Origin of the sequence: Arthrobacter sp. FW306-2-2C-D06B (assembly GCF_021789175.1) — a bacterium.
Taxonomy (GTDB): Bacteria; Actinomycetota; Actinomycetes; order Actinomycetales; family Micrococcaceae; genus Arthrobacter.
Genome location: NZ_CP084560.1, coordinates 3,930,009 through 3,951,917, shown reverse-complemented (window position 1 = coordinate 3,951,917; position 21,909 = coordinate 3,930,009). Strand labels below are relative to the sequence as shown.

Sequence of the window (21,909 nt, the reverse complement as noted above, 5' to 3'; positions counted from 1 at the left end):
GTCGGCGAGTCTGGTTGGCTATTGGGGATCTTGAAGCAGCCCCAGGACGTTGCCGTCCGGGTCGGTCACGGTGGCAACCAGACGGCCGCCCCCGACGTCGCGGGCTGCTTCCTTCAGGGTAGCGCCGGCGGCAGTCACCTCGGCCAGCTTCGCCTCGATGTCCGAAACGTGCCAGTAAGCAACGGGCGAGGTCATGGCCTGCGGTCCGCCTCCCGGAACGAGCCCGATGTGCTGGCCCGCGACGTCGAAGCCGACGTAATACGGCCCATCGGCCTGCGGCGCTATGCCGAGCAAAGCCGTGTACACAGCCTTCGCCGCGGCGAGGTCCGTAACGGGATGCAGCACGGTCTTGATTCCTTCGTTGGAAGAGTCGCTCATGATCACTCCTGAAGTCATTAGGGGACGAAGCTGGCGTGGACGGTGTTGTCCATGACCGCCATTCTAGGCGCGGCCCGGAAGCGGCGCTTCTCCATTCCTGACCGGTCTGGGCCCGGGAGTTTCGTTCTATGGACATCCCTGTTGAGCGGTGCCACGATGGCCGAACATGGCCCCTGGCGTACCGCGCCAAGGCGAAGCGAGGCTGGAGGAACCAATGTCCGATTCCGATCTCGATCTGATGGTGGAGAAGTACCATCGAGCGCTCGATGCGTTCGTCAAGGGAGACCCGGAGCAGCAGAAGAAGCTGTTCTCAAAGCGCGGTGACGTGACGCTCGCTAATCCGCTCGGCCCGCCTGCGCGGGGCTCGAGTGCGGTCGAAGCGACCATGGATCGTGCGTCTTCCGGGCTGAGGGAGGGCGAGCCCATCAGATTCGAACGAATCTCCGGGTATGTCGGGACGGAGCTTGCGTACATCGTCGAAATCGAATGGGCACGGGCCAAGGTTGGCGGGTCTGATGAGGTGTCCCCGATACCCCTTCGGGTGACGACGATTTTCCGCCGGGAAGACGGGGAGTGGAAGGTTCTCCACCGTCACGCGGATCCGATACTTTCCCCGCGGCCCATCGAGTCGATCGTCCAGGCCTAGTGGCTCCCAAGGTGCCGGATCAACGCGTCAAGGATCGGCACCTGCCCGCTGACCAATTTGGTGCGGGCAACTGCCTCCGTGGCCCAGATGGCGTCGTCGATCTCCGGATAGCTCCGGATGACGCCGGATCCCCGCGGCCATTCCAGCTCGAAGGTGTTGCTCACGATTCTCACGGGGTCGAAGTCCGACTCCGCCGTGAAAGCCGCCACGAGTTTGCCCGACGGTTGTCGGAAGATGCCCAGCTGGTGATATTCGACGGCGGGCGGGGGAGTGCCCATCTCCTCGGCGAATTCACGCTTGGCGGCCACAAGGGAATCCTCGTCTTCGAGGTATTCACCTTTGGGAATGGACCAGGCGCGCGCATCCTTGTGGGCCCAGAACGGGCCGCCCATGTGGGCTATCCACACTTCCAGTTCCGCCGTGGAGCGCCGACGGTACAACAGAATTCCCGCGCTTCGAACAGTCATTTGCCCTCCCAGGCATAGGTTATCCGCCGGGCCGGGCACCCGGAACCCGCAGCACTCCCAAGGCCTCTACCAAATACGGGACCGGATCCGCATCCGTGCCGGCGGCCCACTGCATCCAGGCCTCGAAGGTCGCCCCGAGATAGGCGGCGCACAGATAGCCCGACGCGCTTTCGCTGACGCCTTGCGCCACGAGGTAAAGCCGCGCCCGTTCCCGCTGTGGAGCCAGGGCATCGTAGCTTCTGCTCGCCAGCTCAGGGTGCTCCGCGATCAGGCGCAGGCGCCCACGCGTGACGGAAAGGTCCGGGATCGCCGAAGCCCCGGCGATGGCGGCCGCCCGCAGTCCTGCGAGGACGCCGCCGTCGGAAATGTCGCCGTCACCCTCATCGCTGTCGGACGTCTCCGCTGCGCGAGCGGCCTCCAGCACCTGTCCGGAGGCTTCCACCACCGGTTCCATGCCGCCCCACACGAGGTCAGCTTTGTTCGGGAAGTAGCGGTAGAGGCTCTTCCGTCCGATTCCCGCCGCGCGTGCGATGTCCTCCATTGATGTCCGTTCGTAGCCGTTCTCGGCAAAAAGACGGAGCGCGACGCCGGCCACGGCGTCCGGATCAATTGTCGCCGGGCGTCCGGTGGAGCGCCCGACGCCGGGCTTCGTATGGTCTGAGGGCATCTCTCCAGTATCCACTCTTACATAATGACACGGAGTGTCATAAGGTAAGGGAAACGCCACCAACACGTTCGGAGGAACAACATGGGCAACGAGACTGCATGGCAGGAAGCCGCCATCACTGGCCGTTTTGCCGGGAAGACGGTGATCGTCACCGGGGCGGGCTCGGGCATCGGCCAGGCTACGGCCCTGCGCGTCGCGAAGGAAGGCGGGCGCGTCATCGCCGCCGACATCAGCAAGGAGCGACTGGATGCCTTGGTGGACGAAAACGGAAGCCTGGACCTCGTGCCCGTGGCGGGCGACATCTCCTCCGAGGAGACCGTTGCCGCCGTCGTCGTTGCCGCCGGCGGCCGCGTGGACGCCCTCGCCAACATCGCCGGCATCATGGATAACTTCGCTCCGATTCACGAAGTGGACGACGCCATGTGGGAGCGGGTCTTCCGGATCAACGTCACAGCGCTCATGCGCTTGCCCCGCGCGGTGGTGCCCCTGATGCTCGAGGCTGGCGCCGGCTCCGTGGTCAACGTCGCCTCCGAGGCCGGGCTGCGCGGCTCCGCCGCAGGTGCTACCTACACGGCGTCGAAGCACGCCGTAGTCGGCCTGACCAAGAACTCGGCCGTGATGTACGGGCCGAAGGGGCTGCGCTTCAACGCAGTGGCCCCCGGGCCCACCCTCACCAACATCGAGGCGGTGTGGGGATCCCAGTTGGCCGCCGAACGCCGCGGTCCGCTGATGCAGGCCACCGTCCCCACGCCGGCCACAGCCGCGCAGTTGGCGGCCTCCATCACCTTCCTGCTCAGCGACGACGGCACCAACGTCAACGGCGCCATCCTCGCTTCCGACGGCGGCTGGTCGGCGCTGTAGCGCGCATCTTAAAACAGGACGACGACGGCGGGAGCCTCCCGCCGTCGTCGTCCTGTGTTTTTTCTTGCTTCTAGAGCGCGCCTTGGAGCGGAGTACCCGCAGGGATCGGCTCGTGGCGCATCACGTCGACCGGGCAGTCAAGGAGTCCGTCAAGGGCAGCGTTGAGCCTCTTGACCGGCTCGCCGTCGCCGTGGGCGTCAAGCAATTCGGCGGACTCCCACTTCTCGATCATGAGGATCTGGCCGTTCGGTGAGTCGTGGATGGCGTACAGCAGGCAGCCGGGCTCCTGATGGACTTCCGCGATGGCCGGAGACAGGGCGGCGACGACCTGGTCAAACAATCCTTCCTTGGGGGTGAATGTGGCGGTGACGACGACGGGCATGGGTTCTCCTTAGTGAATAGCGGTTTGGGTGAGCGGTGCGCAGCTGCTGCGCGGCAGGAAATCTGCCTTGACCTCGATAAGACGGGGACCCTCGGGCAATTTGCCCTGCATTCGACCCAGGACGAGCTCAAGGGAATGAACTGCGAGCATGTCAAGCGGCTGTCGGATGACGCTGAGCGGCGGCGACATCAGCTCGGTCCACGGGTTGTCATCGAAGACGATCACGGAGAGTTCGTCCGGGATCTTTATTCCGCCCTGGACCAGCCGCCGGACCGAACTTTGAACCTGGGCGGTGTTGGCCACGATGAGACCGGTTGGGGGCTGCGACATGGCAAGAAGGGAGCCGACGGCGTCACCGCCCGAGTCTCCACGAAACGGCACGTCACGGATGAGAAGGGGATCGATGGCGAGGGATGCGTCCTCATGGGCGGCCCGGTATCCGCTGATCCTTGATCGCCCCGTCGACGTGCTGCGTGGGCCCGTCACGAGTGCTATCCGGGTGTGGCCGAGGCCGATGAGGTACTCCGTGGAGCGTCGGGCCGAGTCAAAGTTCTCGATGCTGACAACGTCCACGTCGGCGAGTTCCTCGATGGTCCTGTCGACGAACACTACGTTCACCCCCAGATCCTGAAGACGCGCCCACTTTTCGATGTTTCCACCGGTTGGGGTTGCTATGACTCCGCTGACAGAGCGGTCCAGGAGGGTGTCCAGTGAATCCGCTTCCAAGTGCGGATCCTCTTGCGTTGTCATCAAGACCACCTGGACGCCATGGCCGCGGGCCTCCCAGACAATTCGGTCCGCGAGCCGCGCGAAGAACGGGTTGGAGAGGTCGGTGACCACCAGTCCAATGGTGAGCGCGTGACCCGCGCTCAGTTCGCGGGCCGCGGCCCGCGGACGGTAGCCCAGTTCATCGATGACCCTGAGGACTTCCTGCCGTTTAGCCGGCGCGACGGGGCCTGAGTCCGGGTTCAGCACCCGTGACACCACTGAGACCGATACTCCCGCAGTCGCCGCGACATCGCGGATGGTCGGAGCCTTCTTCACCACTCCTCCTTGGGGGAATTCATTGGGCGTAAGTCCATGCTTCGGCTCCACGTGGCCAGCAGTCCTCCTCATGGATGCGCTTGGCTCGGAGCCGTTGACACAGCTTAGCACTGAGTGGTACAAAAGTGGAACCGGTTCCACTCCGGATTGATTTCAGCCAGTATGCGACGAAGAAGTTGTGCCATCCGCTCAAGCGGCCAGGTTTCCTTCGCATCGCACCCCAATGAAGAGAGACTCCAGTGAACCTTCACAAACTCCTTGGCGACCGCGAGCAGGAAGGTCGTCCGATCAGGGTCGGCCTCATTGGTGCGGGACGTTACGGCACCATGTACCTCGCCCAGGCCAACAACATTCCGGGGATTCACGTCGTCGCCATCGCCGATATCAACGTGAAGCGCGCGGAAGGGGCCTTCGCCTTGGTTGAATGGCCGGTCGAGCAGATTGCTCCCGACATTGCCACGGCGCTCAAGAACCGCACCACGGCCATCGTGGCCAACGCGGACGAACTGTTCGACGTAGACATCGACGTGATCGTGGAAGCCACAGGCAACCCGATCGTGGGAATCAAGCACGCACTGCGGGCCATCGAAACCAAGAAGCACATCATCATGGTGACCGTTGAGGCTGACGCGCTGGCGGGCCCGGCTCTGGCCAAGCGTGCTGAAGCGGCCGGTGTTGTGTATTCGATGGCCTACGGCGACCAGCCTGCCCTCATCATGGAATTGGTGGACTGGGCACGTACCAGCGGTTTCGACGTGGTCTGCGCGGGCAAGGGTGCCAAGTACCTTGAGCACTATCACGCGATGAATCCTGACAATGTCTGGGAGAACTGGGAATTTTCGAAGGAACTCACGGACTCCGGGCAGCTCAACCCGTACATGCACACCTCGTTCCGGGACGGCACAAAAGCGGCAATCGAGATGGCCGCCGTCGCCAACGGTGCGGGCCTGGAACCGTCGGACTCCGGGCTCAGCTTCACGCCGGGCAACGTCGAGGAGATCGCCACGATCTGCCGGCCAAACGACGTCGGGGGCTCGCTGGCCCATGAAGGCAGCGTGGACGTCATGTCCAGCGTGAACCGTGATGGCAGCTGGATCAGCCACAACACGCAGGAGGGCGTCTTCGTCGTCGTCAAGGCAACAAACGCTTACGTTTCCAGCTGCTTCAACGAATATCCCTGGCACTCGGACCCCACCGGCCAGTACGCAGCTCTTTACCGCCCGTACCACTACGTCGGCCTCGAGCTGAACGTATCGATCGCAAATGCGGCGATTCGGGGAATTGCCACAGGCGCGCCCATCGGCTTCTTCGGAGACGTGGTCGCCACCGCAAAGAAGGATCTCAAGGCCGGCGAATTCCTCGACGGCGAGGGCGGATTTACGGTGTGGGGCAAGCTGGTTTCGGCCAAGCACTCGGTGGCTACCGGTGCACTGCCGGTGGCACTGGCCCACCACGTGGAACTGTGCAACGACGTCGCCAAGGGAGCGATTGTCCGCTGGGACGACGTCGTGATTGATGACTCGCTTTCCCAGGCGCTTGAGCTGCGCCGCGAAACCGAAGCGTTCATCGCCCAGACCGCCTCCGTGGGCGCTTGACCCAACCTCCTTGCTTCCGTCATCCGGATCGCATCCTTCCAATGAAGAAAGGCATCGCATGAACACCAAGACCCGCGCCATCACCGGAGTCCTCGCCTGCAGCCTGGCTGCAACTGCCCTTGCTGGATGTGCCGCCGCCGGCGCATCCAGTGGCGGCCAGGCCGCACCGGTCGCCAAGATCCAATTGTCGATTCCTGACCCGCTCACTTCTTCCGTAGGCGTGTCTGCGCAGCACTTCGCGGACCAGGTAAAGAAGACATCCAGCGGATCGGTCGTGGTTACCGTCGTTCCCAATGGCACGAGCTTCAGCGGCGACCAGAACGCCGCCGTCACGCGGCTGCAGGGCGGCTCGCTGGACGCCCTGATCCTCTCAACCTCGGTTTACGCCTCGGTGGTGCCGGAAATGAACGCGATCAGCATCCCCTACCTCTTCAAGGACACCACCGAAGAGGCCGCGTTCCTGGCGGGTAAACCCGGCCAAGACCTGAAGGACAAGCTCGCCAAGAAGGACACTGTCGCCCTGAGCTTCCTCACCAGGACAGGCCGTGAAATCACCAACTCTGTTCGTCCTATTACCCAGCCTTCGGACCTCAAGGGACTGAAGATCCGGGTACCAGGCAATACGTTGTGGACGGACTTCTTCGGCAAGCTCGGCGCGAGCCCCACCACCATGGCGTTCTCAGAAGTCTTTACCGGCCTGCAAACCGGCACCATTGACGGCCAGGAGAATCCGATCGAGGTGCCGTGGACCAACAAGTTCTCGGAAGTGCAGAAGTATGTCTCGCTGACCAACCACATCAACGACGCCTGGGTACTCGCCTTGTCGTCAAAGAAATGGGGGACACTCAGCGCGGACCAGCAAAAAGCGCTCACTGACGCTTCGACGGAAACTGCCTCGTTCAAAACGACCTACGACACAGATCAAGCGAAGAAGCAGTTGGACGAGTTGACCGCCAAGGGCATGAAGGCCAACGAGCTCAGCGCTTCCAGCATCGAAGAGTTCAAGGCCGTCTCGAAGAGCTTGTACCCGGACTTCTCGAAGCTCATTGGAAAAGACTTCTTCGACCAAGCGGTGGCCTTCGCGCCCGCCAAGTAATCCGTTACCGGGTGGGAGCCCTCCCGGGTTCCCACCCCAATGCCCACCCTGCCCGCCAATTCCGCTCTCAACGTCGAAAGTCTGGACACAATGGAACACACCCTCGCCGCCCCCCGGGACCTGGAAGAGACCCTCCCGCCCGATGCCGAAGAGATCCTGCACACGGGCCACGTCGCCTCGGGCTGGAGCGGCGCGAAATGGCTGGACCGGACTTTGGAGTGGATTGTGGGCGCCGCGATCCTCGCCGAGCTCGTCGTCATCCTGCTGAACATCACGGTCCGCGTCATCACCGGCGATTCAGTTCTTTGGACCCAGGAAGTCTCCGAGATCGCACTACTGACCATCGCGTTCATGGGTGGGGCCATCGCATATCCCAAGGGCGCCCACATGTCCGTGCAGGCACTGATCATGAGGCTCCCCGTTAAGTGGAAGCCCTATTTGGCCGCACTGGTGGATTGGCTCGTCTTCGTGATGAGCGCCGGAGCCCTGGCCCTCTTCGTCCCCACCCTCATCCAGCAAATCGAGGAAAAGACCCCCATCCTCCAGCTCCCTGTGTTCTGGGTCTCCATGCCGTTCTCGCTGGGCATGGTCCTCATTGCCTGGTTCGCACTCGTCAAGCTTTGGCGGCAGCGACGGCGCGCCGTCCTGATTGCCGCCGCTATCGCGGCCGCCCTTGTCGGCGTCGTACTTCTCGCCCCTCCACTCTTTTACTACGCCTCGCCGAACGTCCTCCTCGGCACCGTGCTCGCGGTTCTGTTCATCCTGCTGTTCCTCGGACTCCCTATCGCCTTCGTCCTCGCCCTGGCCTCCGGGATCTATCTCTACCTCGGAGGAATTTCCGAAGTCAGCGCCATTCCGATCGGCATGGCCTCGGGCGCAAAGGGATTCGTGCTGTTGGCGATCCCCTTCTTCATCCTCGCCGGCACAGTGATGAACTCCGCAGGACTCACCCTCCCGTTGGCCAAGCTCGTCGATGCACTCATCGGGCATCTGCGCGGGGGACTGCTCCAGGTGGTCGTCGTGACGATGTACATTTTCTCCGGCATCTCGGGGTCCAAAGTTGCCGACGTCGCGGCCGTCGGCACCACCATGCGCGGCATGCTCGAAGAACGCAAATATCCGCGCGGCGAGGTTGTCGCCGTACTGTCGGCGTCTGCCATCATGGGTGAAACCATCCCGCCCAGTATCGTGCTTCTCGTCCTTGGCTCCATCACCACGATTTCGACCACTACGCTGTTCCTTGCCGGTTTTGTGCCTGCTGCTTTCCTGGCTCTCGTGGTCATGGCGCTCGTGTTCCTGCGAGCACGCAAACAAGGTGGAGTCGGCAGCCCCAAGGCGAGCTGGCGGGCACGCGGTTCGGCCACGTTCTTCGCGCTTCCCACGCTTCTCCTGCCTGTTGGCATGGTCGCCGGGATCCTGAGCGGTTTCGCGACGCCGACGGAAGTTTCCTCCGTCGCCGTCGCCTACGCATTCGTCCTTGCCGCGGCCTACCGCCGGGGCAGCAAGCGACTGCTCGGCGACACCCTCCGCGAAACGACGACGACGGCGGGGATGGTGCTCTTCATCATCGCTGCCGCCTCTCCGCTCGCCCAGACCCTTGCCCTAGCCGGTGTCTCGCAGCAAATTCACGACCTCATGTCCAGCCTTGGAGATTCCCCGATCCTCTTCATGCTGTTTACCGTCATCCTGCTCGTCATCATGGGCCAGCTCCTCGAGGGACTCCCTGCCGTGCTGATCTTCGCCCCGCTGTTGCTGCCGATCGCGACCGACTTCGGCGTCAACCCGGTGCAGTACGCCATGGTGCTCATCATCTCCATGGGCATAGGCTCGTTCGCTCCTCCGGCCGGTGTTGGCTTCTACGTGGCGTGTGCAACCGCACGGGAGACAGTGGAAAACAGCCTCAAACACTTCTGGCCGTATTTGCTTGCCCTTTTCGTTGGGCTTCTGGTGCTCGCGGCGGTGCCGTGGTTTAGTACCTTCCTGCCCGCCCTGGCCGGACTGATCCCGTTCTAGGCAATGGCAAAGATGACTAACGCTGAGTCCTCTGCTGTTCCTTTTTCCGTGGCCCTTCTGGGTACGGGACCAATGGGCGCCCCGATTGCCCGGAACTTGATCGCTGCCGGCGTGCCGCTGAAACTCTGGAACCGTACGGCCCACAAGGCCAGGGCGATCCCCGGAGGACGTGCCGTGGACTCTCCGGCGGAAGCCGCCAGCGAGGTGGTCCTGACTGTCCTACCCGATCTTCCCCAGGTCGAGGGGCTGCTTGACGGACCCGCCGGCCTCCTCGCGGGGTGGAGGGCGGCCAGGATTGAAAGCCCGATCCTGGTAGTGCACGGCACGGTGTCGCCGGTCGCTGTCGCGGCGTTCGCCGCAACATACCGGAAGGTCCATGGAGTAACCGTCATCGACGCCCCGCTCAGTGGCGGTACTATCGGCGCCGAAGAGGGGCGGCTGAGCATCATGGCCGGCGGGCCTTTGGACATCGTTGAGCGTCTCGGGTCACTTTTCGGGCTCTACAGTTCCACCGTTTTGCGGTTCGGGGAAACGGGCGCTGGATCCATCGTCAAGGCCTGCAACCAGATCGTCGTGGCTGCAACAGTAACGGCAATCTCGGAGGCCATGGCGCTAGCCGAGGCATCCGAGCTGGATCTTGGTGCCGTGCAGTCAATACTTGCCGGTGGCCTGGCAAATTCCGAAGTCCTGCGGCAGAAGGGCCAACGCTGGATCGACGCCGATTTCGAAGGCGGCGGATCTGCAAAGAACCAGCTAAAGGACTTGACCTTCATTGCCGAGGTCGCGGCAGAAGCTGGACTCGATCTTCCGGTTTCCAACAGTGTCCGCCGTGCATTTCAGACAATGGTTTCTCAGGGGCTTGGCGAGCTGGACCACACAGGTATCTACCTCAGTATCCGGGGCTAGCCAGGAGCCTGTGTGAATGCCGTTGGGCGGCGCTGTAGGGAGCTTTAACGGCAAAACGACGACGGCGGGAGCCTCCCGCCGTCGTCGTCCCGTGTTCCTGAGGCTTCAGCCCGTGTAACCTTCCACCTGTTTTGGGGGCCGTGGCTTGGCTTCGTTCGGGTTCTCCCCGTACTGTCTCTTGGCCCGCCGTTGCCGCAACAGGTCCCAGCACTGATCCAGGTCCTGCTCGATGCGCTCCAGTCTTGCGCGGTCCGGGGCGTGCGCAGGGCCCGGCGGGGCCGCCTCGGCCTTCTCCCGGAGCTCCCGCTCCTCCTCCACCAGCGATTGGATGCGGTGCAGAATGCCCTGTTCGTCCATGGTGACCCTCTTCCTGAACTAGCCGTTACCAGTCAGGTTAGTGAGCTGCGCTGGGCGTGAACAGAGGCAGCGTTCCGTGCGAGCCATCCCGGCAATCTCCCGTTTGCGGAATACTTGGACGCAGATCCAGGATTTCCGCAAGCAGAGGCGGTGATTAGCCGTGAATGGCGAAGACAGTGCGTTCAAGCGCCGGCTGGAGCGGGCCATGGAGTTGCGGAATGTCCGCGCGACCGGAATGACGGCCGAGGAAGAAGCCGAAGTTGAGGCCGCCGAGGAAGAAGAGCGGCAGAAGCGCAAGAAGGTGGACGACGCCGCGCGGGTGGAATACCTGATCCGCGACGCCATGGCACAAGGTAAATTCGACAACCTGAAGTACGCGGGCAAGCCGATCCCGGGGCTGGGGGAGCGCTACGATCCCGATTGGTGGGTCAAAGGCCTCATTCAGCGCGAGCATCTCAGTGGCCTTGGCCCGAAGGCCATTCTGCTCCGCACCGAGGATGCCGAACTGGATGCAAAGCTCGATGCGCTGTACTCGGAAAAGCAGGTGCGCGATCTGGTGGAGGACTTCAACGCCCGGGTCATCGACGCGCGGCGCCAGCTCCAGGGCGGCCCGCCGGTGATCACGAAAACCCGCGACGTCGGCGTCGAGCTGGAACGCTGGCGCGAGCGCCGGGCGGCGGCAGCCGAGGCAAGTGCGGCCCAGGAAGCCGTGAACCAGGAACTTGCGGGCAAGCGGCCGTGGTGGCGTCGCATCTGGAACGGTCCCGGCTAGGCCGGGGTTCCCGGATCCAACAACCGCCGATTCTGATACCGCACAAAAAAGTAGAGGGGCAGCCATGACGCGGTGGCTGCCCCTCTAGCGCGCTATTGAGCTAGATAGTTACGAGGCGTTCTTTGCCCGTGAAGTATCGGGAGTGGGTTCGCTGGATGGTTTCGATGGAGTCGCTGTTCAATGAGGCGATTTCGATTTCGATCTCGTGGTCGTGGCGTTCGCGTTCAAGGCGCAGTCGCTGCTTGAGCGTTTCGCGGGGCCCATCGGCTCCGGGGAACTCAGTTACCTGGCGGTCGAATGTCCGCCGGTTATACACAATCAGGAATCCTGAAATGCTACTCACCCTCTCTCTAGCCCGTCGCGCAGACAGTTGCCAAGCTTGCGCAGCTGGCCGGAGGTCCATGGGTGGGAAGGCGGCCTCTGCATCCAGTCATCCTGGTCTCGAAGCCGGCACCCAAGCCTTCCCTATTCGGCAGGCGCCTCGGGCTGCGCAATGGGTGACAGGTGCAGGCCCGCGAGCTGCCACCGCCCGTCCCGCCGGATCATGATCTGCGTAACGCGGAACTGGCCACTGGAAGGATGTCCACGGTAGGCGGCCGTTTGGTTCTGGATCCCAATAACGACGGCCGAGTCGCCGTAGCTGCGAACGCCGTTGATGGTCCACTCGAACTGTTCGTTGACGAAGGCTGCTTCGCGGTAACGATCGAGCCACTGGACTCGTGTGAGGACGAATCCAAGCGGGCCGACGGCCGTGAAGTCTTCCGCCAGCAGCTTGTCCAGTGTCGCGGCGTCATTGTTCCGTTCGGCGCTTGCCCAGAGAACGCTGAGCTCTTCGATGTCAGAACGGGGTTCACTCATGGCTGGGTTTCCTTCCTGCTTGTGTTGAACGCAGGCGTTCCTGCCAGCCGGCCGCCGTCGACGGCGAGAACGGTTCCGGTGACGAACGAGGACTGGTCCGAGCAGAGCCAGACGGCGGCAGCAGCAACCTCGGCCGTCGAGCCGATCCGGCCCAGCGGCACGGCCGCGGCCACATGGTCTTGGGCGGCTTGGCCGGCGCCGGTGAGTCGCTCGGTGAGGATGGGTCCGGGAGCGATCGCGTTGACCCGGATCCCTTGTGAGGCGTAGTCGAGCGCGGCCACCCGGGTCAGACCTCCGACGCCGAACTTGCTCGCCACATAGCCGCTCATGCCGGCGACGCCTTGTTCGCCGGCTGTGGAGGACATGTTCACGATCGCCCCGCCGTTCCCGTTTGCCAGCATGAGCTCGATTTCGTACTTCAGGCAGAGGAACACTCCGCGCAGGTTGACGGCGATGGCGCTATCGAACTCCGCGCTCGCCCACTCGGCCAGGGGCGCCGGGGCCCGCCCGCCACCTGCGGCATTGTTGACCGCGGCGTCGAGCCGGCCGAAGCGGTCCTGGATTTGTGCCATTAGGGCTTTCACCGAGTCCTCATCACTCACATCCGCGGGGATGGCTACGGCATTCCCGCCTGCCGCCGTGATGGCGTTGACGTGCTCGGACAGGCCGGCGCTGTCACGTGAGGCAAGGACAACGTGTGCGCCGGCGCCAGCCAGCGCAGCCGCGATCTCCGCACCGATTCCGCGGCTGGCTCCGGTGACGAGCATGACCTTGCCGGACAGCGGCCGGGTGGGATCCGGCGTCGTCATGGCGCTGTCCGGCTTGCGCCGGGCGTTTGGCTTGTGCCGTGCATTCGGCTTGCGCCGGGCGCGTGCGCCCGCGGCTCTTGGTTCGCGGCAGCCCGGTTGCGTGGGAGCAGGAAGCCCGCAGCAACGAGCCAGAGAAGGCCGCCGAAGCGTCCGACCGGCAGCAGGAACTGAAGAGGCTCGATCGCCATGGACAGGAAGCTCAACTCGGACAGTGCGGCAATGACCAGTCCGGTCCAGGCCAGCCAGCGGGGCATGAAGCCCAGGATCAGTGCCGGGACGGCGATGCCCGCCATGAGGAGGCCGATTCCGACGACGAAGCCGACCCCGCCGGTGATGAACGCGAGGAACGCGAGTGCGTGGGTGAGCGTGACATCCGTGGTGATTTCCGGCCGGCTCAGCAGCCAGGTCACGGAACCCGAGAGCATCAGGAAGATGGCTGCGCTGACGCCGCCGAAGAAGCCAATGGCCGGCCCGGGAACGCGTACGCCGAGCCGGAGCTGCCGGGCGTAGACGGTGGCCGCGAAGATCCCCAATGGCACGGCGGAGCCGAATTGGAGCATTCCGCCTACCCGCATGGCAGCGACGTTTTGCTGGAAGAATGCGGCCACCTGCCCCGTCGAGGCAAAGGGGGAGACGAAGGTTTGGCCACCTGTCAGGATCGCGGACGTGATGAGGCCGGCGAGGAAGATGCCCAGGCTGACGAGGGCAAGAACGCCGGGGTGTGGGCCGCCTGACCGGGCTGGACGGCCGTCATCGGGAATCGAACGGCTACTCATGGCTGAACCTTTCTAGTAGTGGCTGAACTTTCCATAATTGCGTCACTACTGAAATAGTTCACCTCTAGAATTATTCTGTCAAGCCTGTATTCTGAATCCATGGACTTAGCCACGCCGGGCCGGCCGAAACGGACCGCTTTTCTTTTGTCGCAGCTGGGCGCCGTCGCGTCGTCACGCTTTGCCGACCGCACTCGGGAGATTGGCCTCACGCCCAGTGACGCCGGTGTCATCCGCCTGCTCGGACGCGTCCCCGGGTTGAGCCAGCGCTCCCTTGCGGACAGGCTCGGTGCCGTCCCCAGCCGGGTGGTTTCACTCATCGACTCGCTTCAGCAACGCGGCCTCGTGGAGAGGGTGCGCAGCAGCACAGACAGGCGGAACTATGAATTACACCTCACCGACGCTGGCAACGGCATACTGCGGGAACTGCGCGGGATCGCGGAACAGCATGAAGCGGAGCTTCTGGCCCCGCTGACAACTGAGCAGATTGGCCAGCTCGACGTGCTGCTGGCGCAGCTCGCCAGCGGCCACGGGCTGGACAGGGACCTCCACCGCGATGTCGGACGCGATGCGGGACCTGACGGCGGACCTGATCGAGCCCGATAGGCCTGATCGGGCGCTCGAGCCGCGTGCCGCCGTCGAAAGCTGTCATGACGATCGGGCCACGATTTTCGCCATTATGTGGGGAATAGCAGCTGCATGGTGTATGTTGCACATTCGCCAGCAAATATACAAGAGAAGAGATAACCCCAGGTGGCAACCGATTACGACGAACTCCGCTCCGACGTCGCGGAATCCCAAAGCACGTCACTTCAGGCCCTGCAGTCTGCCAATGCTCCGGACGCCCGCAGCGTTGTACGGGAGCTGGACGAGGCCGATGCTTTTGAAGGCAATGAGGTACCAGGTGGCGAATTCGTGGCCGAGGAACTCATCATTGCGGTCGTTCCCCAGAAGGAAGACGAGTTCACGTGCTACTCGTGTTTCCTCGTCCGTCACCGCTCCCAAATCGCCCGCGAGAAGAACGGCCACGCGTACTGCGTGGAGTGCGAAGGCTGATTCACTCAGGCCCGGCCCGGTCCCTCACAGTTGCGTCCCACACAGTTGCGTTCATCACAGGGGATTCAGGCGCTTCTTCCTGGCGAGCTTTTCATAGCGGGCCCCGGAGTCCGCGGCTCGCTGCTCTTCGGCAGCGAGCAGGGGGCCGTAAGGCGAGTTGTCCTCCACTGACCCGTCGGTATCGTTTGCGAGGCGGAGCAGCACCGAACGGCTTACAACGCTGTCCTGGTGCTCGCCTAGGATCTTCTGGATCTTCTGGGCGTTGCGTGCCAGCTTCGCAGCGGGTTTGCCGTGGACGTCCTGCAGGGCTTCGGCTGCATGCCGCAGCCGTTTCGCATCTTTGCGGACTTGGTGCAATGCCAGGTCACGTTGCGCTCCAGCCTGCTGGGCCGCTTCCTTCTGGGAACGACGCACCCGCTTGATCGCTTTCGCGGTGAGCTTGGCCGTGACGGGACGGGCCTTTTTTCTGGCTCGAGGTCTTGTAGGAGGATCGTCGCGGAACGTTTCAAGGGCGTCCAGGAGCCGGAAATATCGTTTCGTTCCCAAGGAGCGGAGCATCTCGCGGTAACCGGAGTTGAAGGCAGCCTCGAGTTCGTCGCTGATCCTGGAGGCGGCTGTAGCGGGCACGACGCCATCGGCTTGGTCATTCAGCAGTTCCCCGATCCGGTCGCGCAGCACCTCAGCATCCCGGGCCTTGCCCAGGACCTTGGTCAGCCATTTCAGTTCTGCCTTGAGCCGATCCGCGGCGTCGGCGTCGAAGAGCCTGCCGTAGGCGGACAAAGTCGAGCGGAGCCTACGGGCGGCCGAGCGCATGCGGTGAACGGCGTCGTCGACGCCTTGCCGGACTCCGGAGTCCAGTGCGGTGATTTCGGCGATCTGTGCTGCAATGTAGGCAACCACTGCGTCTCCCGCGGAACCCTTCCGGCGCGCTTTTGGTGGTGTGGGCAAGGGGGATGGCCAGGCGGTCCCGAAGGCACGGGCCAGTTTGGAAGCATGCCCGGAAGGGGTTGCGCCCGCCCCTGACAGAACCCGCTCCGCACTCTCAAACAGGGCTTCGTCGCCGTGGACCAGCTCGATTTCCCATTCCCGCCATCGCCGCTCCAATTGCATTGGGTGCAAGGTCTCGGCGGTCACATGGTCATCCACGAAGTCGGCCAGGGTGACATCATCGCTTCCGTGCAGCCGATGCAACGTGCGGCGGGTATGGATCCGGGCCACGGGGCGGAGCTCTTCGCCGCGGGTGAAGACCAGGAGCTTCTCCGCCAGTTCCTCGGGAACGGTCTCGGGCTGCCCTAGCGGCGCATGGATTTCCACACGGGCGTCCCGGTCTGCGGGCAGCTTCAGATGCCAGCCGGAATCGGTGCCGCCGGTGCGGCGCCGCAAGGTAATGCGGTGCTTGGCAAGGATGAGGCCGTCCGTGTCGAAGTAGACGGCCTCGAGTTGATGATCGGCAGGGTCAGCGACCTGCTCGACGCCGGTGATGTCCACGAACACGGGAAGGGGTGTTTCCAAGTCAGCGTCGTACTTGCGTTCTGTTTCCAAGGATTCCTGGGTCGACATGTCGTTTCCGGTCCTTCACGTAGCGGGTCCGCACCTATAGGCATCCTCCCACTAGGCCTCCCGCAGGGAAAGACCGGTCCAAGGCATCTGCGGCGGATCCCTTGCGGGCGCGGCGATCTGGGGAAGAATGTGGGCATGACTTCGACGCCGGGCCTTGGTCCGATTGCTGATGGCTTCACAGGGGATGCCCCGTGAGATTGTTCGTGCTCGTGCCCGGAGCAGGCGGCTCAGCCTGGTATTGGAGCCGCGTCGTCCCCTTCTTGCAGGAGGCGGGCCAAGATGCCGTCGCTGTTGATCTGCCGGGGGATGACGAAGACGCAGGCCTGCCCGAGTACACGCGCTTGGTTGAGGCGGCAATCGGTGGCCGGAACGACGTCGTGCTTGTTGCGCAATCGCTGGGCGGTTTCACAGCGCCCATGGTGGCTGCCCGCACCGGCGTCGGGGAGATCGTCTTCGTCAACGCGATGATTCCCAACCCGGGGGAGACCCCCGGTGCCTGGTGGGACAACACGGGCTGGGAAGGGGCGCGCAAGCGCGCTGCGGCAGCCGGTGGTTACAGCGCAGAGTTCGATCCGAACGAGTACTTCCTGCATGACGTTCCACCAGAGATCGCGGCGGAGGGGGAACCGTATCAGCGGCCCGAGGCAAATGCGGTCTTCGCGTCGAGCTGCGAATTCGTGGAATGGCCGGCCGTGCCCATCAGAGTGCTCAGCGGTGAGGGAGACCGGTTCTTCCCGCTCGGATTCCAACGCAGGGTAGCCCGCGATCGCCTAGGGCTTGAGCCGGATGTCCTGCCCGGCGGGCATCTCCTTGGGCTGTCGAATCCGGCTGGCGTTGCGGACTACCTCTTGCGCCGATGAACTTTTTGCGGTCCCCGGCGTCCGATTCCCTAGACCGGAATCGGCCCAAGCCCTAAGATCACTCTGACGGCACCAGCCCTGGCTGATCGATGTCCGTCGCGGTCTCACCCTTAAGCGTGAGCGCCGGGTCCGTTCCGCGACTCCTGGGTCTTCGAACGGGCCCGGTCGACCTCCGCTGGGACCGCCTATCCGGAGGAGGCCTTCCAATGAGTGAAGCCAACAAGGAGCTGGTGCGGCGCCACTTCGAGGAAATCTGGAACCAGAGACAGCTGGACGTTTGCGACGAAATCATGGCCGACTCATATGTGGAACACGCCTGGGCTCCTTTCGGGACTACCGAGCCGGGCGCCGTCGTAGGCCCCAAGGCGATGCGTGAAACAGTGCAGTGGCTACTTGCCCAGTTTCCCGACATCACCATGACGATCGAGGCGATTGCCGCCGACGGCGACACGGTGGCCGTCCGCGTCTTGTCGGAAGGCACCAACCTCGGGCGGCTTAACGGGCGGGGTCCTGCCACCGGCAAACGCATGTCCGCGCGTCAATCGCACTGGTTCAGGATCGAGGACGGCAAGCTGGCTGAGCATTGGGCCACCCGCGATGACCTGACGGCGATGCTCCAGTTGGGCGTCGTCAAACAGCCCGGGCCGCCGAAAATCGTGGCGGTGCTCCAGCGACTGGCAGGCCGCCGAAGCGGGAAATGATCCCCGTGGCTGTTCCATGCACGGGGCACACCGACGTCGACGACCGCGCCGGAACGCGATTGCAGCGATAGTTAGAGAGTAATTACTCACAGATGGTGACTGCGACCCGCCAACGGAGGATGCTTGATTGTTGGGAGGGAAAATCATGACACGGGATGTGACTCATTTCGAGCGCCTTTCGGCGTGGACCGAAAACGACATGAAGCCGGCCGTCGGCAAGCTGTTGCGCGGTGATGGTTTGCCTGCCGATGCCCGGGAAGGCAACCATCCCTCGCCCCTGGATTTCCAGATTCCCCAGGAATTGGATCGCGCCTTGGAGTCGGCTTCGCAAACGCTCAGCCTCACGCCCAGCGAGATCCTGCGCGAGGCCCTGTCCGAATGGCTGGGGAGCCACGGACAGCCGGCGACGGGCCACCATCCGTTCGGGAAGCACACCGCGCTGTAACGCGGGCGCCGGGCTGCGGGCGGAGCCGCAGCCGCTACTGGAGGTTGCCCTGGACAGCGTCTCCGTGCCGCGCCGAACGGAACGGCGATGCCGCAAGGAACACCGCAGCCGCCATGAATCCCGCGATACCGATCCACAGAGTCGGTTGGTATCCGATTGATACCGCGAGCAGACCGCCTGCGGGTGCGCCGACCACAATCATCGCCCGGTTCGCGGACCGTATTGTGGTGTTCATGCGTCCTTGCAGGTGGTCCGGGGTTACCGCTTGCCGGTAGCCCATCTCGTTCGCGTTGCTCAGCCCGAGGGCGAGTCCATAGAGGGCTTGCCCGGCGGCCAGGAAGAGAATCACGAGCCACTTCTGGCTGCTGCCGGCAGGCACGACGGCGATGATCGCCCAAGCGATGGACATGAAGCCGTTGCAGATGATCACTGCCCGTCCGGCTCCCCATCTCATCCCGAACCTGGTCGAGAAGCTGCTTCCGATCAGCCCGGCGGCTCCAGCGGTCGCAAGCGTGATGCCAAGTTCGAACGGAGACAACCTCAGTTCGAGCAGGACGAAGGACACGAAGACGGTTCCGAGCATGCTGTTGGAGAGGAACCACACGTGGGATCCGACAGCCATTGGTGCAAGGACGCGGTGGCGGTAGACCCAGCGGAGTCCCTCGGCGATGTCCGGGCGGAGACCGCGCAGGGACGTACCGGAAGCTTCCCGGGGCTCCAGAACGCGAACCCGGGAGATCGCCAGCGCGGAAAATAAGTAGGATGCGGCGTCTGCGAGGACGGCGAAGGGAGCTCCCAGGAGAGTGACCAAGCCGCCGGCAATGAGCGGACCGGAAGTCTGGGCGACGGCATCACTTTGGTCGGCCCTCGCGTGTGCCGCGAGTAAATCCCGCTTGGCCACGATCCGTGGGAAAAACGACTGGGATGCGGCGTCGCCGAAGAGAGAGAACACTCCGAAAAATGAAACGAAGACGATGAGGACAACGAGGTTCAGCCGGCCGACGGCGTAGAGAACCGGAATGGCCAGCAGAAGGATCCCCCGCGCGAGGTCTGTCCCTATGAGCACGGGCTTCCGTGGCCGTCGGTCGACGAGGGCACCAGCAACCAATCCGAAAGCGAGGTAAGGAAGCCACCGGCCCGCGTTCAGCAATCCGACGTCGGTCGCGGTGCCTCCGAGCCCATCCAGCACCAAGACCTGCAGCGCCAAGGTAGTGATGTAGGTTCCAAAGCCTGACACCGTGTAGGCCGACCAGAAAGCCAGGTATCCGGGAATCCGGAAAACGTCCTGCGGGTTCGGACCATCCATGGGCTTTCAGCGTCCGTTCATTGGCAGGAAAAACCCGATAAAGCGGACACTTGTGGCGATGACGGCCACCCGAGGACCGGGCGCCGATGGCCAGTCCTCGGGTCGGGAATGCAAGCCGCCTTTAGCCGCCGCAGTACTTGCCGTAATTGGTGCCCGCGTTCTGGTAATCGTTCTTCATGGCATCGAGCTTCGCGGTATCCGGCTTGTCCTTTGAGGACTCGTCCAGGTAGTCCACAAGCGTCTTCAGGGTGGGCTTCAGCTCATCCGAGGACACGACTTCGATCGGGCGGAGCTGGTTGGCTACGCGGATGGTTCCCGTTTTGTCCGTGGTGTTCGTGGGGTTCGAGATAACGGTCTTGACCCGGCTGCAGGTGTCCGCGGTGCTCAGCTGCTGCGGTGCCGAGCAGGCTGAAGCGGAGAGGAGGAGCCCGGCCGCGAGCAGGGTTGTGGTGATTTTCTTCATGGTTCCCTCAGTAGTTGCTGACGTTTGATTGTAAGCAGATGCGGCGTGGCGCCCAATGCAGGCTTAGCCAGCGGAACGGTCCTTTTCGTACAGCCCAGGCTCGGATGAGTACAAGGGAGGGGCCCCTCGGCCGTCCGGCCGCGGAACCCCTCCAGTGTTCGAAGTGCGCTGGATCAGCGCTGGGGGAGTGCTTTGGTCCCCTCGATCTGCACGGCCTGCAGCTTGTTGGGATCCAGGCCAAGGGTCTTGAGGATGGTCGGCGCAATCTGCGTCGTCTCGACCGTGGTGGTCACGGTCCGGGCGTGTTCGTCATTGGCCCCGGAGATCACGAGCGGCACATCGCGGTCGTCCGCGCTGGCTCCGCCGTGTTCGGCGATCTTGGACTTGCCGCCTGTGTAAACAACGCCGGTCTGGGCGATCCCCAGGATGTCCGGGTAGCGTGCATCGCTGGTTTGGGTGCCGAAGTAGTTTGCAACTTCGCTGCCCGCATAGACCTTGCTCAACCCCGAGGTTGTCACGGTCTTGGCAGCTCCGTTGATGTCGTTCCCGGCGGCACCGTGCGTTGCGAGGTAGTCCTTGGCGAACTGCGCTGCGGCCTGCGAGTGGTCCGAAAGCCACAGCTGCATGATGTCGTCGTCGGTGGAGAACGCCACGAGGTCCGCGGAGCCGGGGTGGGCCGACTTCCATGCTGCGTTCAGGCCGTCGATGATCGCGCCGTCAGGCACCCTCGTCAGCGTCGAAGCGTCCATCGGCGACTGTCCGTGCTTGGCAGAAAGGATCACCGTGGTGTCCTTTGCATGGCCGGAAGCCGCCAGCGCTGACTCGAACTTACCCACGGAAGCGTTGACGAAGTCCAGGGCTTTGCTCAAGAGCGGCCCGGGGACGGTGCCGCCCTGGAGGTAACCGCCGGTGAGGCCGTCCGACGTCGGGAGCTTCTGAGCCGTCGAGACGGCCTGGAAGTTCATCCCGAAGATGCCCGGTACTGCGGCCGCCTTGGTGCCTGAGTGGTCCTTGCCGTCGATTTCGTTCAGCACGGCCTGGACCTTGTAGCCGTCGTACTGCTGGGTTGCGGCGTTGTCCTGCGTCCAGTCGCCAGTGAACGGAGCGGCGGCCTTGCTGTTAATCTCAGGGGTGAACAGGTCATCCAGGCCCTTGCCTGAGGGGCCGTTCAGGATCTCGTAGGCCGGGTGCTTGTCCGACCACGCCGTGGTCAGGCCGGCGCTCTTCGCCACCTCGAAAACCGTGTTCACCTTCAAGTACTGGTGCGGGTAAACCGGCTTGCAAGTTGCCGGGTCAACCGGGAGCGCGGCCGGGTCAAGGAGTGCACCGGGCTGTCCCGTCATGTTCAGGATGCTCGCCGGAAGCCCGGACAGGCCCTGGCCGGCGTCGAGGGCGTTCGGGTTCTTGTCGGCGGCTTCGGTGAAGGCCACTTCGGCGCCGGGCGCAGTGTTCTTGCAGTCAGTTGTGCCTGCCGGCAGGAGTGCCCTGTTGAAGGTGTCGTCATAGTAGACGCCGGTGGTCCCGGGATTTCCGCCGGTCATCTGGCCGACCATGCCGGGGAAGGAGTCCGAAGGCACGGGAGTCTGGGCGTGGGTATAACTGGTGCCGTGGTTGACCAGCGACGCCAGTGCCGACGTCGGGTGGTTCTTCACGTACAAATCCAGGTCCTTCTGGTGGAGGCCGTCCACCGAAAGCAGCAGGACGTGCTTCGATGTTTCGCCCTGGCCGCCTTGGCCCTTGCTGTCTGATCCTTGCTTGCCCTGAACGTCCTGGCCGCCACGGGAAGCGTCGTCGGCCATCGCCGGCGCCACCGCGGATCCTGCCATCAGTACGGCTCCGAGGACCGCTGCTGAGGCAAGCCCTTTTTTCTTGGCTGTCTTCATCAAAGTAAGAC

26 protein-coding genes are annotated in these 21,909 nt (G+C 63.6%); 12 read left to right on the top strand and 14 right to left on the bottom strand.

Annotated elements, in window-relative coordinates; all coding sequences use genetic code 11:
• Nucleotides 1-18: 18 nt before the first annotated feature.
• A complete protein-coding gene (locus tag LFT47_RS18405) occupies nucleotides 19-378 on the bottom strand; it encodes a VOC family protein (protein WP_236812921.1) in 360 nt (119 codons plus the stop codon).
• Nucleotides 379-592: 214 nt separating this feature from the next.
• Between LFT47_RS18405 and LFT47_RS18400 the strand changes: the two genes are divergently transcribed.
• A complete protein-coding gene (locus LFT47_RS18400; protein ID WP_236812919.1) occupies nucleotides 593-1,024 on the top strand; it encodes a YybH family protein in 432 nt (143 codons plus the stop codon).
• Here the strand turns inward: LFT47_RS18400 and LFT47_RS18395 are convergent.
• Complete coding sequence (locus tag LFT47_RS18395) at nucleotides 1,021-1,491, bottom strand: NUDIX domain-containing protein (protein WP_236812917.1); 471 nt, start codon at nucleotides 1,489-1,491, stop codon at nucleotides 1,021-1,023. The genes LFT47_RS18400 and LFT47_RS18395 overlap by 4 nt on opposite strands.
• A 19-nt stretch (nucleotides 1,492-1,510) precedes the next feature.
• On the bottom strand, nucleotides 1,511-2,158 hold the full coding sequence (locus tag LFT47_RS18390) for a TetR family transcriptional regulator (RefSeq protein ID WP_236812915.1): 648 nt from the start codon (nucleotides 2,156-2,158) through the stop codon (nucleotides 1,511-1,513).
• An 81-nt stretch (nucleotides 2,159-2,239) separates the two neighbouring features.
• Between LFT47_RS18390 and LFT47_RS18385 the strand changes: the two genes are divergently transcribed.
• Nucleotides 2,240-3,019, top strand: coding sequence for an SDR family NAD(P)-dependent oxidoreductase (locus LFT47_RS18385; RefSeq protein ID WP_236812914.1), 780 nt, complete (start codon nucleotides 2,240-2,242; stop codon nucleotides 3,017-3,019).
• Between the two features lie 70 nt (nucleotides 3,020-3,089).
• Here the strand turns inward: LFT47_RS18385 and LFT47_RS18380 are convergent, their stop codons facing one another.
• Together LFT47_RS18380 and LFT47_RS18375 are read right to left on the bottom strand one after the other, a co-directional pair.
• Nucleotides 3,090-3,401, bottom strand: coding sequence for a putative quinol monooxygenase (locus tag LFT47_RS18380; RefSeq protein WP_236812912.1), 312 nt, complete (start codon nucleotides 3,399-3,401; stop codon nucleotides 3,090-3,092).
• A 9-nt stretch (nucleotides 3,402-3,410) separates the two neighbouring features.
• A complete protein-coding gene (locus LFT47_RS18375) occupies nucleotides 3,411-4,445 on the bottom strand; it encodes a LacI family DNA-binding transcriptional regulator (RefSeq protein ID WP_236812910.1) in 1,035 nt (344 codons plus the stop codon).
• A 239-nt stretch (nucleotides 4,446-4,684) separates the two neighbouring features.
• On the opposite strand from LFT47_RS18375, the gene LFT47_RS18370 reads away from it, so the two are divergent.
• From LFT47_RS18370 to LFT47_RS18355, 4 genes are all read left to right on the top strand, one after another.
• Complete coding sequence (locus LFT47_RS18370) at nucleotides 4,685-6,040, top strand: NAD(P)H-dependent oxidoreductase (protein WP_236812908.1); 1,356 nt, start codon at nucleotides 4,685-4,687, stop codon at nucleotides 6,038-6,040.
• A 58-nt stretch (nucleotides 6,041-6,098) separates the two neighbouring features.
• On the top strand, nucleotides 6,099-7,136 hold the full coding sequence (locus tag LFT47_RS18365; protein WP_236812906.1) for a DctP family TRAP transporter solute-binding subunit: 1,038 nt from the start codon (nucleotides 6,099-6,101) through the stop codon (nucleotides 7,134-7,136).
• A 90-nt stretch (nucleotides 7,137-7,226) separates the two neighbouring features.
• Entirely contained in the window at nucleotides 7,227-9,149 is a 1,923-nt protein-coding gene (locus tag LFT47_RS18360; protein ID WP_236812904.1) for a TRAP transporter large permease, read from the top strand.
• A gap of 12 nt (nucleotides 9,150-9,161) precedes the next feature.
• Nucleotides 9,162-10,055: an NAD(P)-dependent oxidoreductase gene (locus tag LFT47_RS18355; protein WP_236812902.1), complete on the top strand. Its 894-nt coding sequence runs from the start codon at nucleotides 9,162-9,164 to the stop codon at nucleotides 10,053-10,055.
• Between the two features lie 105 nt (nucleotides 10,056-10,160).
• On the opposite strand, the gene LFT47_RS18350 is transcribed toward LFT47_RS18355, so the two are convergent.
• Nucleotides 10,161-10,412: a DUF2630 family protein gene (locus LFT47_RS18350; RefSeq protein WP_234753344.1), complete on the bottom strand. Its 252-nt coding sequence runs from the start codon at nucleotides 10,410-10,412 to the stop codon at nucleotides 10,161-10,163.
• Nucleotides 10,413-10,572: 160 nt separating this feature from the next.
• Here LFT47_RS18350 and LFT47_RS18345 point away from each other — a divergent pair, with 160 nt between their 5' ends.
• Entirely contained in the window at nucleotides 10,573-11,184 is a 612-nt protein-coding gene (locus tag LFT47_RS18345; RefSeq protein WP_236812900.1) for a J-domain-containing protein, read from the top strand.
• Nucleotides 11,185-11,284: 100 nt separating this feature from the next.
• Here the strand turns inward: LFT47_RS18345 and LFT47_RS18340 are convergent, their stop codons facing one another.
• The 4 genes from LFT47_RS18340 to LFT47_RS18325 all read right to left on the bottom strand — a co-directional run bounded on the left by LFT47_RS18340 (nucleotide 11,285) and on the right by LFT47_RS18325 (nucleotide 13,627).
• Nucleotides 11,285-11,527 carry a hypothetical protein gene (locus tag LFT47_RS18340; RefSeq protein WP_236812898.1) on the bottom strand — a complete coding sequence of 81 codons (243 nt, stop codon included), beginning with the start codon at nucleotides 11,525-11,527 and terminating at the stop codon, nucleotides 11,285-11,287.
• A 122-nt stretch (nucleotides 11,528-11,649) separates the two neighbouring features.
• Nucleotides 11,650-12,042, bottom strand: coding sequence for a nuclear transport factor 2 family protein (locus tag LFT47_RS18335; protein WP_236812896.1), 393 nt, complete (start codon nucleotides 12,040-12,042; stop codon nucleotides 11,650-11,652).
• Nucleotides 12,039-12,851 carry an SDR family NAD(P)-dependent oxidoreductase gene (locus LFT47_RS18330; protein WP_236812895.1) on the bottom strand — a complete coding sequence of 271 codons (813 nt, stop codon included), beginning with the start codon at nucleotides 12,849-12,851 and terminating at the stop codon, nucleotides 12,039-12,041. The genes LFT47_RS18335 and LFT47_RS18330 overlap by 4 nt, the downstream gene beginning before the upstream one ends.
• A complete protein-coding gene (locus LFT47_RS18325) occupies nucleotides 12,848-13,627 on the bottom strand; it encodes a hypothetical protein (protein WP_236812893.1) in 780 nt (259 codons plus the stop codon). The genes LFT47_RS18330 and LFT47_RS18325 overlap by 4 nt, the downstream gene beginning before the upstream one ends.
• 99 nt (nucleotides 13,628-13,726) lie before the next feature.
• Between LFT47_RS18325 and LFT47_RS18320 the strand changes: the two genes are divergently transcribed.
• Together LFT47_RS18320 and LFT47_RS18315 are read left to right on the top strand one after the other, a co-directional pair.
• Complete coding sequence (locus tag LFT47_RS18320; RefSeq protein ID WP_236812891.1) at nucleotides 13,727-14,230, top strand: MarR family winged helix-turn-helix transcriptional regulator; 504 nt, start codon at nucleotides 13,727-13,729, stop codon at nucleotides 14,228-14,230.
• A gap of 147 nt (nucleotides 14,231-14,377) precedes the next feature.
• Complete coding sequence (locus tag LFT47_RS18315; RefSeq protein WP_059389433.1) at nucleotides 14,378-14,680, top strand: DUF4193 domain-containing protein; 303 nt, start codon at nucleotides 14,378-14,380, stop codon at nucleotides 14,678-14,680.
• A gap of 54 nt (nucleotides 14,681-14,734) precedes the next feature.
• Here LFT47_RS18315 and LFT47_RS18310 read toward each other — a convergent pair whose 3' ends face one another.
• Nucleotides 14,735-16,240 carry a CYTH and CHAD domain-containing protein gene (locus LFT47_RS18310; protein ID WP_236812889.1) on the bottom strand — a complete coding sequence of 502 codons (1,506 nt, stop codon included), beginning with the start codon at nucleotides 16,238-16,240 and terminating at the stop codon, nucleotides 14,735-14,737.
• A 191-nt stretch (nucleotides 16,241-16,431) separates the two neighbouring features.
• Here LFT47_RS18310 and LFT47_RS18305 point away from each other — a divergent pair, with 191 nt between their 5' ends.
• The 3 genes from LFT47_RS18305 to LFT47_RS18295 all read left to right on the top strand — a co-directional run bounded on the left by LFT47_RS18305 (nucleotide 16,432) and on the right by LFT47_RS18295 (nucleotide 18,246).
• Nucleotides 16,432-17,100, top strand: a complete 669-nt coding sequence (locus LFT47_RS18305; protein WP_236812887.1) for an alpha/beta fold hydrolase — start codon at nucleotides 16,432-16,434, stop codon at nucleotides 17,098-17,100.
• Nucleotides 17,101-17,306: 206 nt separating this feature from the next.
• Nucleotides 17,307-17,801 (top strand): ester cyclase, encoded by a 495-nt coding sequence (locus LFT47_RS18300; RefSeq protein WP_236812885.1) that lies wholly within the window; start codon nucleotides 17,307-17,309, stop codon nucleotides 17,799-17,801.
• A gap of 145 nt (nucleotides 17,802-17,946) precedes the next feature.
• Nucleotides 17,947-18,246 (top strand): ribbon-helix-helix domain-containing protein, encoded by a 300-nt coding sequence (locus LFT47_RS18295; RefSeq protein WP_236812883.1) that lies wholly within the window; start codon nucleotides 17,947-17,949, stop codon nucleotides 18,244-18,246.
• 34 nt (nucleotides 18,247-18,280) lie between these two features.
• On the opposite strand, the gene LFT47_RS18290 is transcribed toward LFT47_RS18295, so the two are convergent.
• From LFT47_RS18290 to LFT47_RS18280, 3 genes are all read right to left on the bottom strand, one after another.
• Nucleotides 18,281-19,552, bottom strand: a complete 1,272-nt coding sequence (locus tag LFT47_RS18290) for an MFS transporter (RefSeq protein WP_236812881.1) — start codon at nucleotides 19,550-19,552, stop codon at nucleotides 18,281-18,283.
• A gap of 121 nt (nucleotides 19,553-19,673) precedes the next feature.
• Nucleotides 19,674-20,015, bottom strand: a complete 342-nt coding sequence (locus tag LFT47_RS18285; RefSeq protein WP_236812879.1) for a hypothetical protein — start codon at nucleotides 20,013-20,015, stop codon at nucleotides 19,674-19,676.
• A 173-nt stretch (nucleotides 20,016-20,188) separates the two neighbouring features.
• Nucleotides 20,189-21,898, bottom strand: coding sequence for an alkaline phosphatase family protein (locus LFT47_RS18280; RefSeq protein ID WP_236812878.1), 1,710 nt, complete (start codon nucleotides 21,896-21,898; stop codon nucleotides 20,189-20,191).
• Nucleotides 21,899-21,909 lie beyond the last annotated feature (11 nt).

Excerpts from the sequence above, each read along its gene's own strand:
- LFT47_RS18285 (WP_236812879.1), bottom strand. The coding sequence starts at position 20,015 with ATGAAGAAAATCACCACAACCCTGCTCGCGGCCGGGCTCCTCCTCTCC.
- LFT47_RS18385 (WP_236812914.1), top strand. The coding sequence starts at position 2,240 with ATGGGCAACGAGACTGCATGGCAGGAAGCCGCCATCACTGGCCGTTTT.
- LFT47_RS18365 (WP_236812906.1), top strand. The coding sequence starts at position 6,099 with ATGAACACCAAGACCCGCGCCATCACCGGAGTCCTCGCCTGCAGCCTG.
- LFT47_RS18350 (WP_234753344.1), bottom strand. The coding sequence starts at position 10,412 with ATGGACGAACAGGGCATTCTGCACCGCATCCAATCGCTGGTGGAGGAG.
- LFT47_RS18355 (WP_236812902.1), top strand. The coding sequence starts at position 9,162 with ATGACTAACGCTGAGTCCTCTGCTGTTCCTTTTTCCGTGGCCCTTCTG.
- LFT47_RS18360 (WP_236812904.1), top strand. The coding sequence starts at position 7,227 with ATGGAACACACCCTCGCCGCCCCCCGGGACCTGGAAGAGACCCTCCCG.
- LFT47_RS18295 (WP_236812883.1), top strand. The coding sequence starts at position 17,947 with ATGACACGGGATGTGACTCATTTCGAGCGCCTTTCGGCGTGGACCGAA.
- LFT47_RS18330 (WP_236812895.1), bottom strand. The coding sequence starts at position 12,851 with ATGACGACGCCGGATCCCACCCGGCCGCTGTCCGGCAAGGTCATGCTC.
- LFT47_RS18320 (WP_236812891.1), top strand. The coding sequence starts at position 13,727 with ATGGACTTAGCCACGCCGGGCCGGCCGAAACGGACCGCTTTTCTTTTG.
- LFT47_RS18300 (WP_236812885.1), top strand. The coding sequence starts at position 17,307 with ATGAGTGAAGCCAACAAGGAGCTGGTGCGGCGCCACTTCGAGGAAATC.
- LFT47_RS18310 (WP_236812889.1), bottom strand. The coding sequence starts at position 16,240 with ATGTCGACCCAGGAATCCTTGGAAACAGAACGCAAGTACGACGCTGAC.
- LFT47_RS18335 (WP_236812896.1), bottom strand. The coding sequence starts at position 12,042 with ATGAGTGAACCCCGTTCTGACATCGAAGAGCTCAGCGTTCTCTGGGCA.
- LFT47_RS18280 (WP_236812878.1), bottom strand. The coding sequence starts at position 21,898 with ATGAAGACAGCCAAGAAAAAAGGGCTTGCCTCAGCAGCGGTCCTCGGA.
- LFT47_RS18380 (WP_236812912.1), bottom strand. The coding sequence starts at position 3,401 with ATGCCCGTCGTCGTCACCGCCACATTCACCCCCAAGGAAGGATTGTTT.
- LFT47_RS18405 (WP_236812921.1), bottom strand. The coding sequence starts at position 378 with ATGAGCGACTCTTCCAACGAAGGAATCAAGACCGTGCTGCATCCCGTT.
- LFT47_RS18395 (WP_236812917.1), bottom strand. The coding sequence starts at position 1,491 with ATGACTGTTCGAAGCGCGGGAATTCTGTTGTACCGTCGGCGCTCCACG.
- LFT47_RS18290 (WP_236812881.1), bottom strand. The coding sequence starts at position 19,552 with ATGGATGGTCCGAACCCGCAGGACGTTTTCCGGATTCCCGGATACCTG.
- LFT47_RS18400 (WP_236812919.1), top strand. The coding sequence starts at position 593 with ATGTCCGATTCCGATCTCGATCTGATGGTGGAGAAGTACCATCGAGCG.
- LFT47_RS18325 (WP_236812893.1), bottom strand. The coding sequence starts at position 13,627 with ATGAGTAGCCGTTCGATTCCCGATGACGGCCGTCCAGCCCGGTCAGGC.
- LFT47_RS18390 (WP_236812915.1), bottom strand. The coding sequence starts at position 2,158 with ATGCCCTCAGACCATACGAAGCCCGGCGTCGGGCGCTCCACCGGACGC.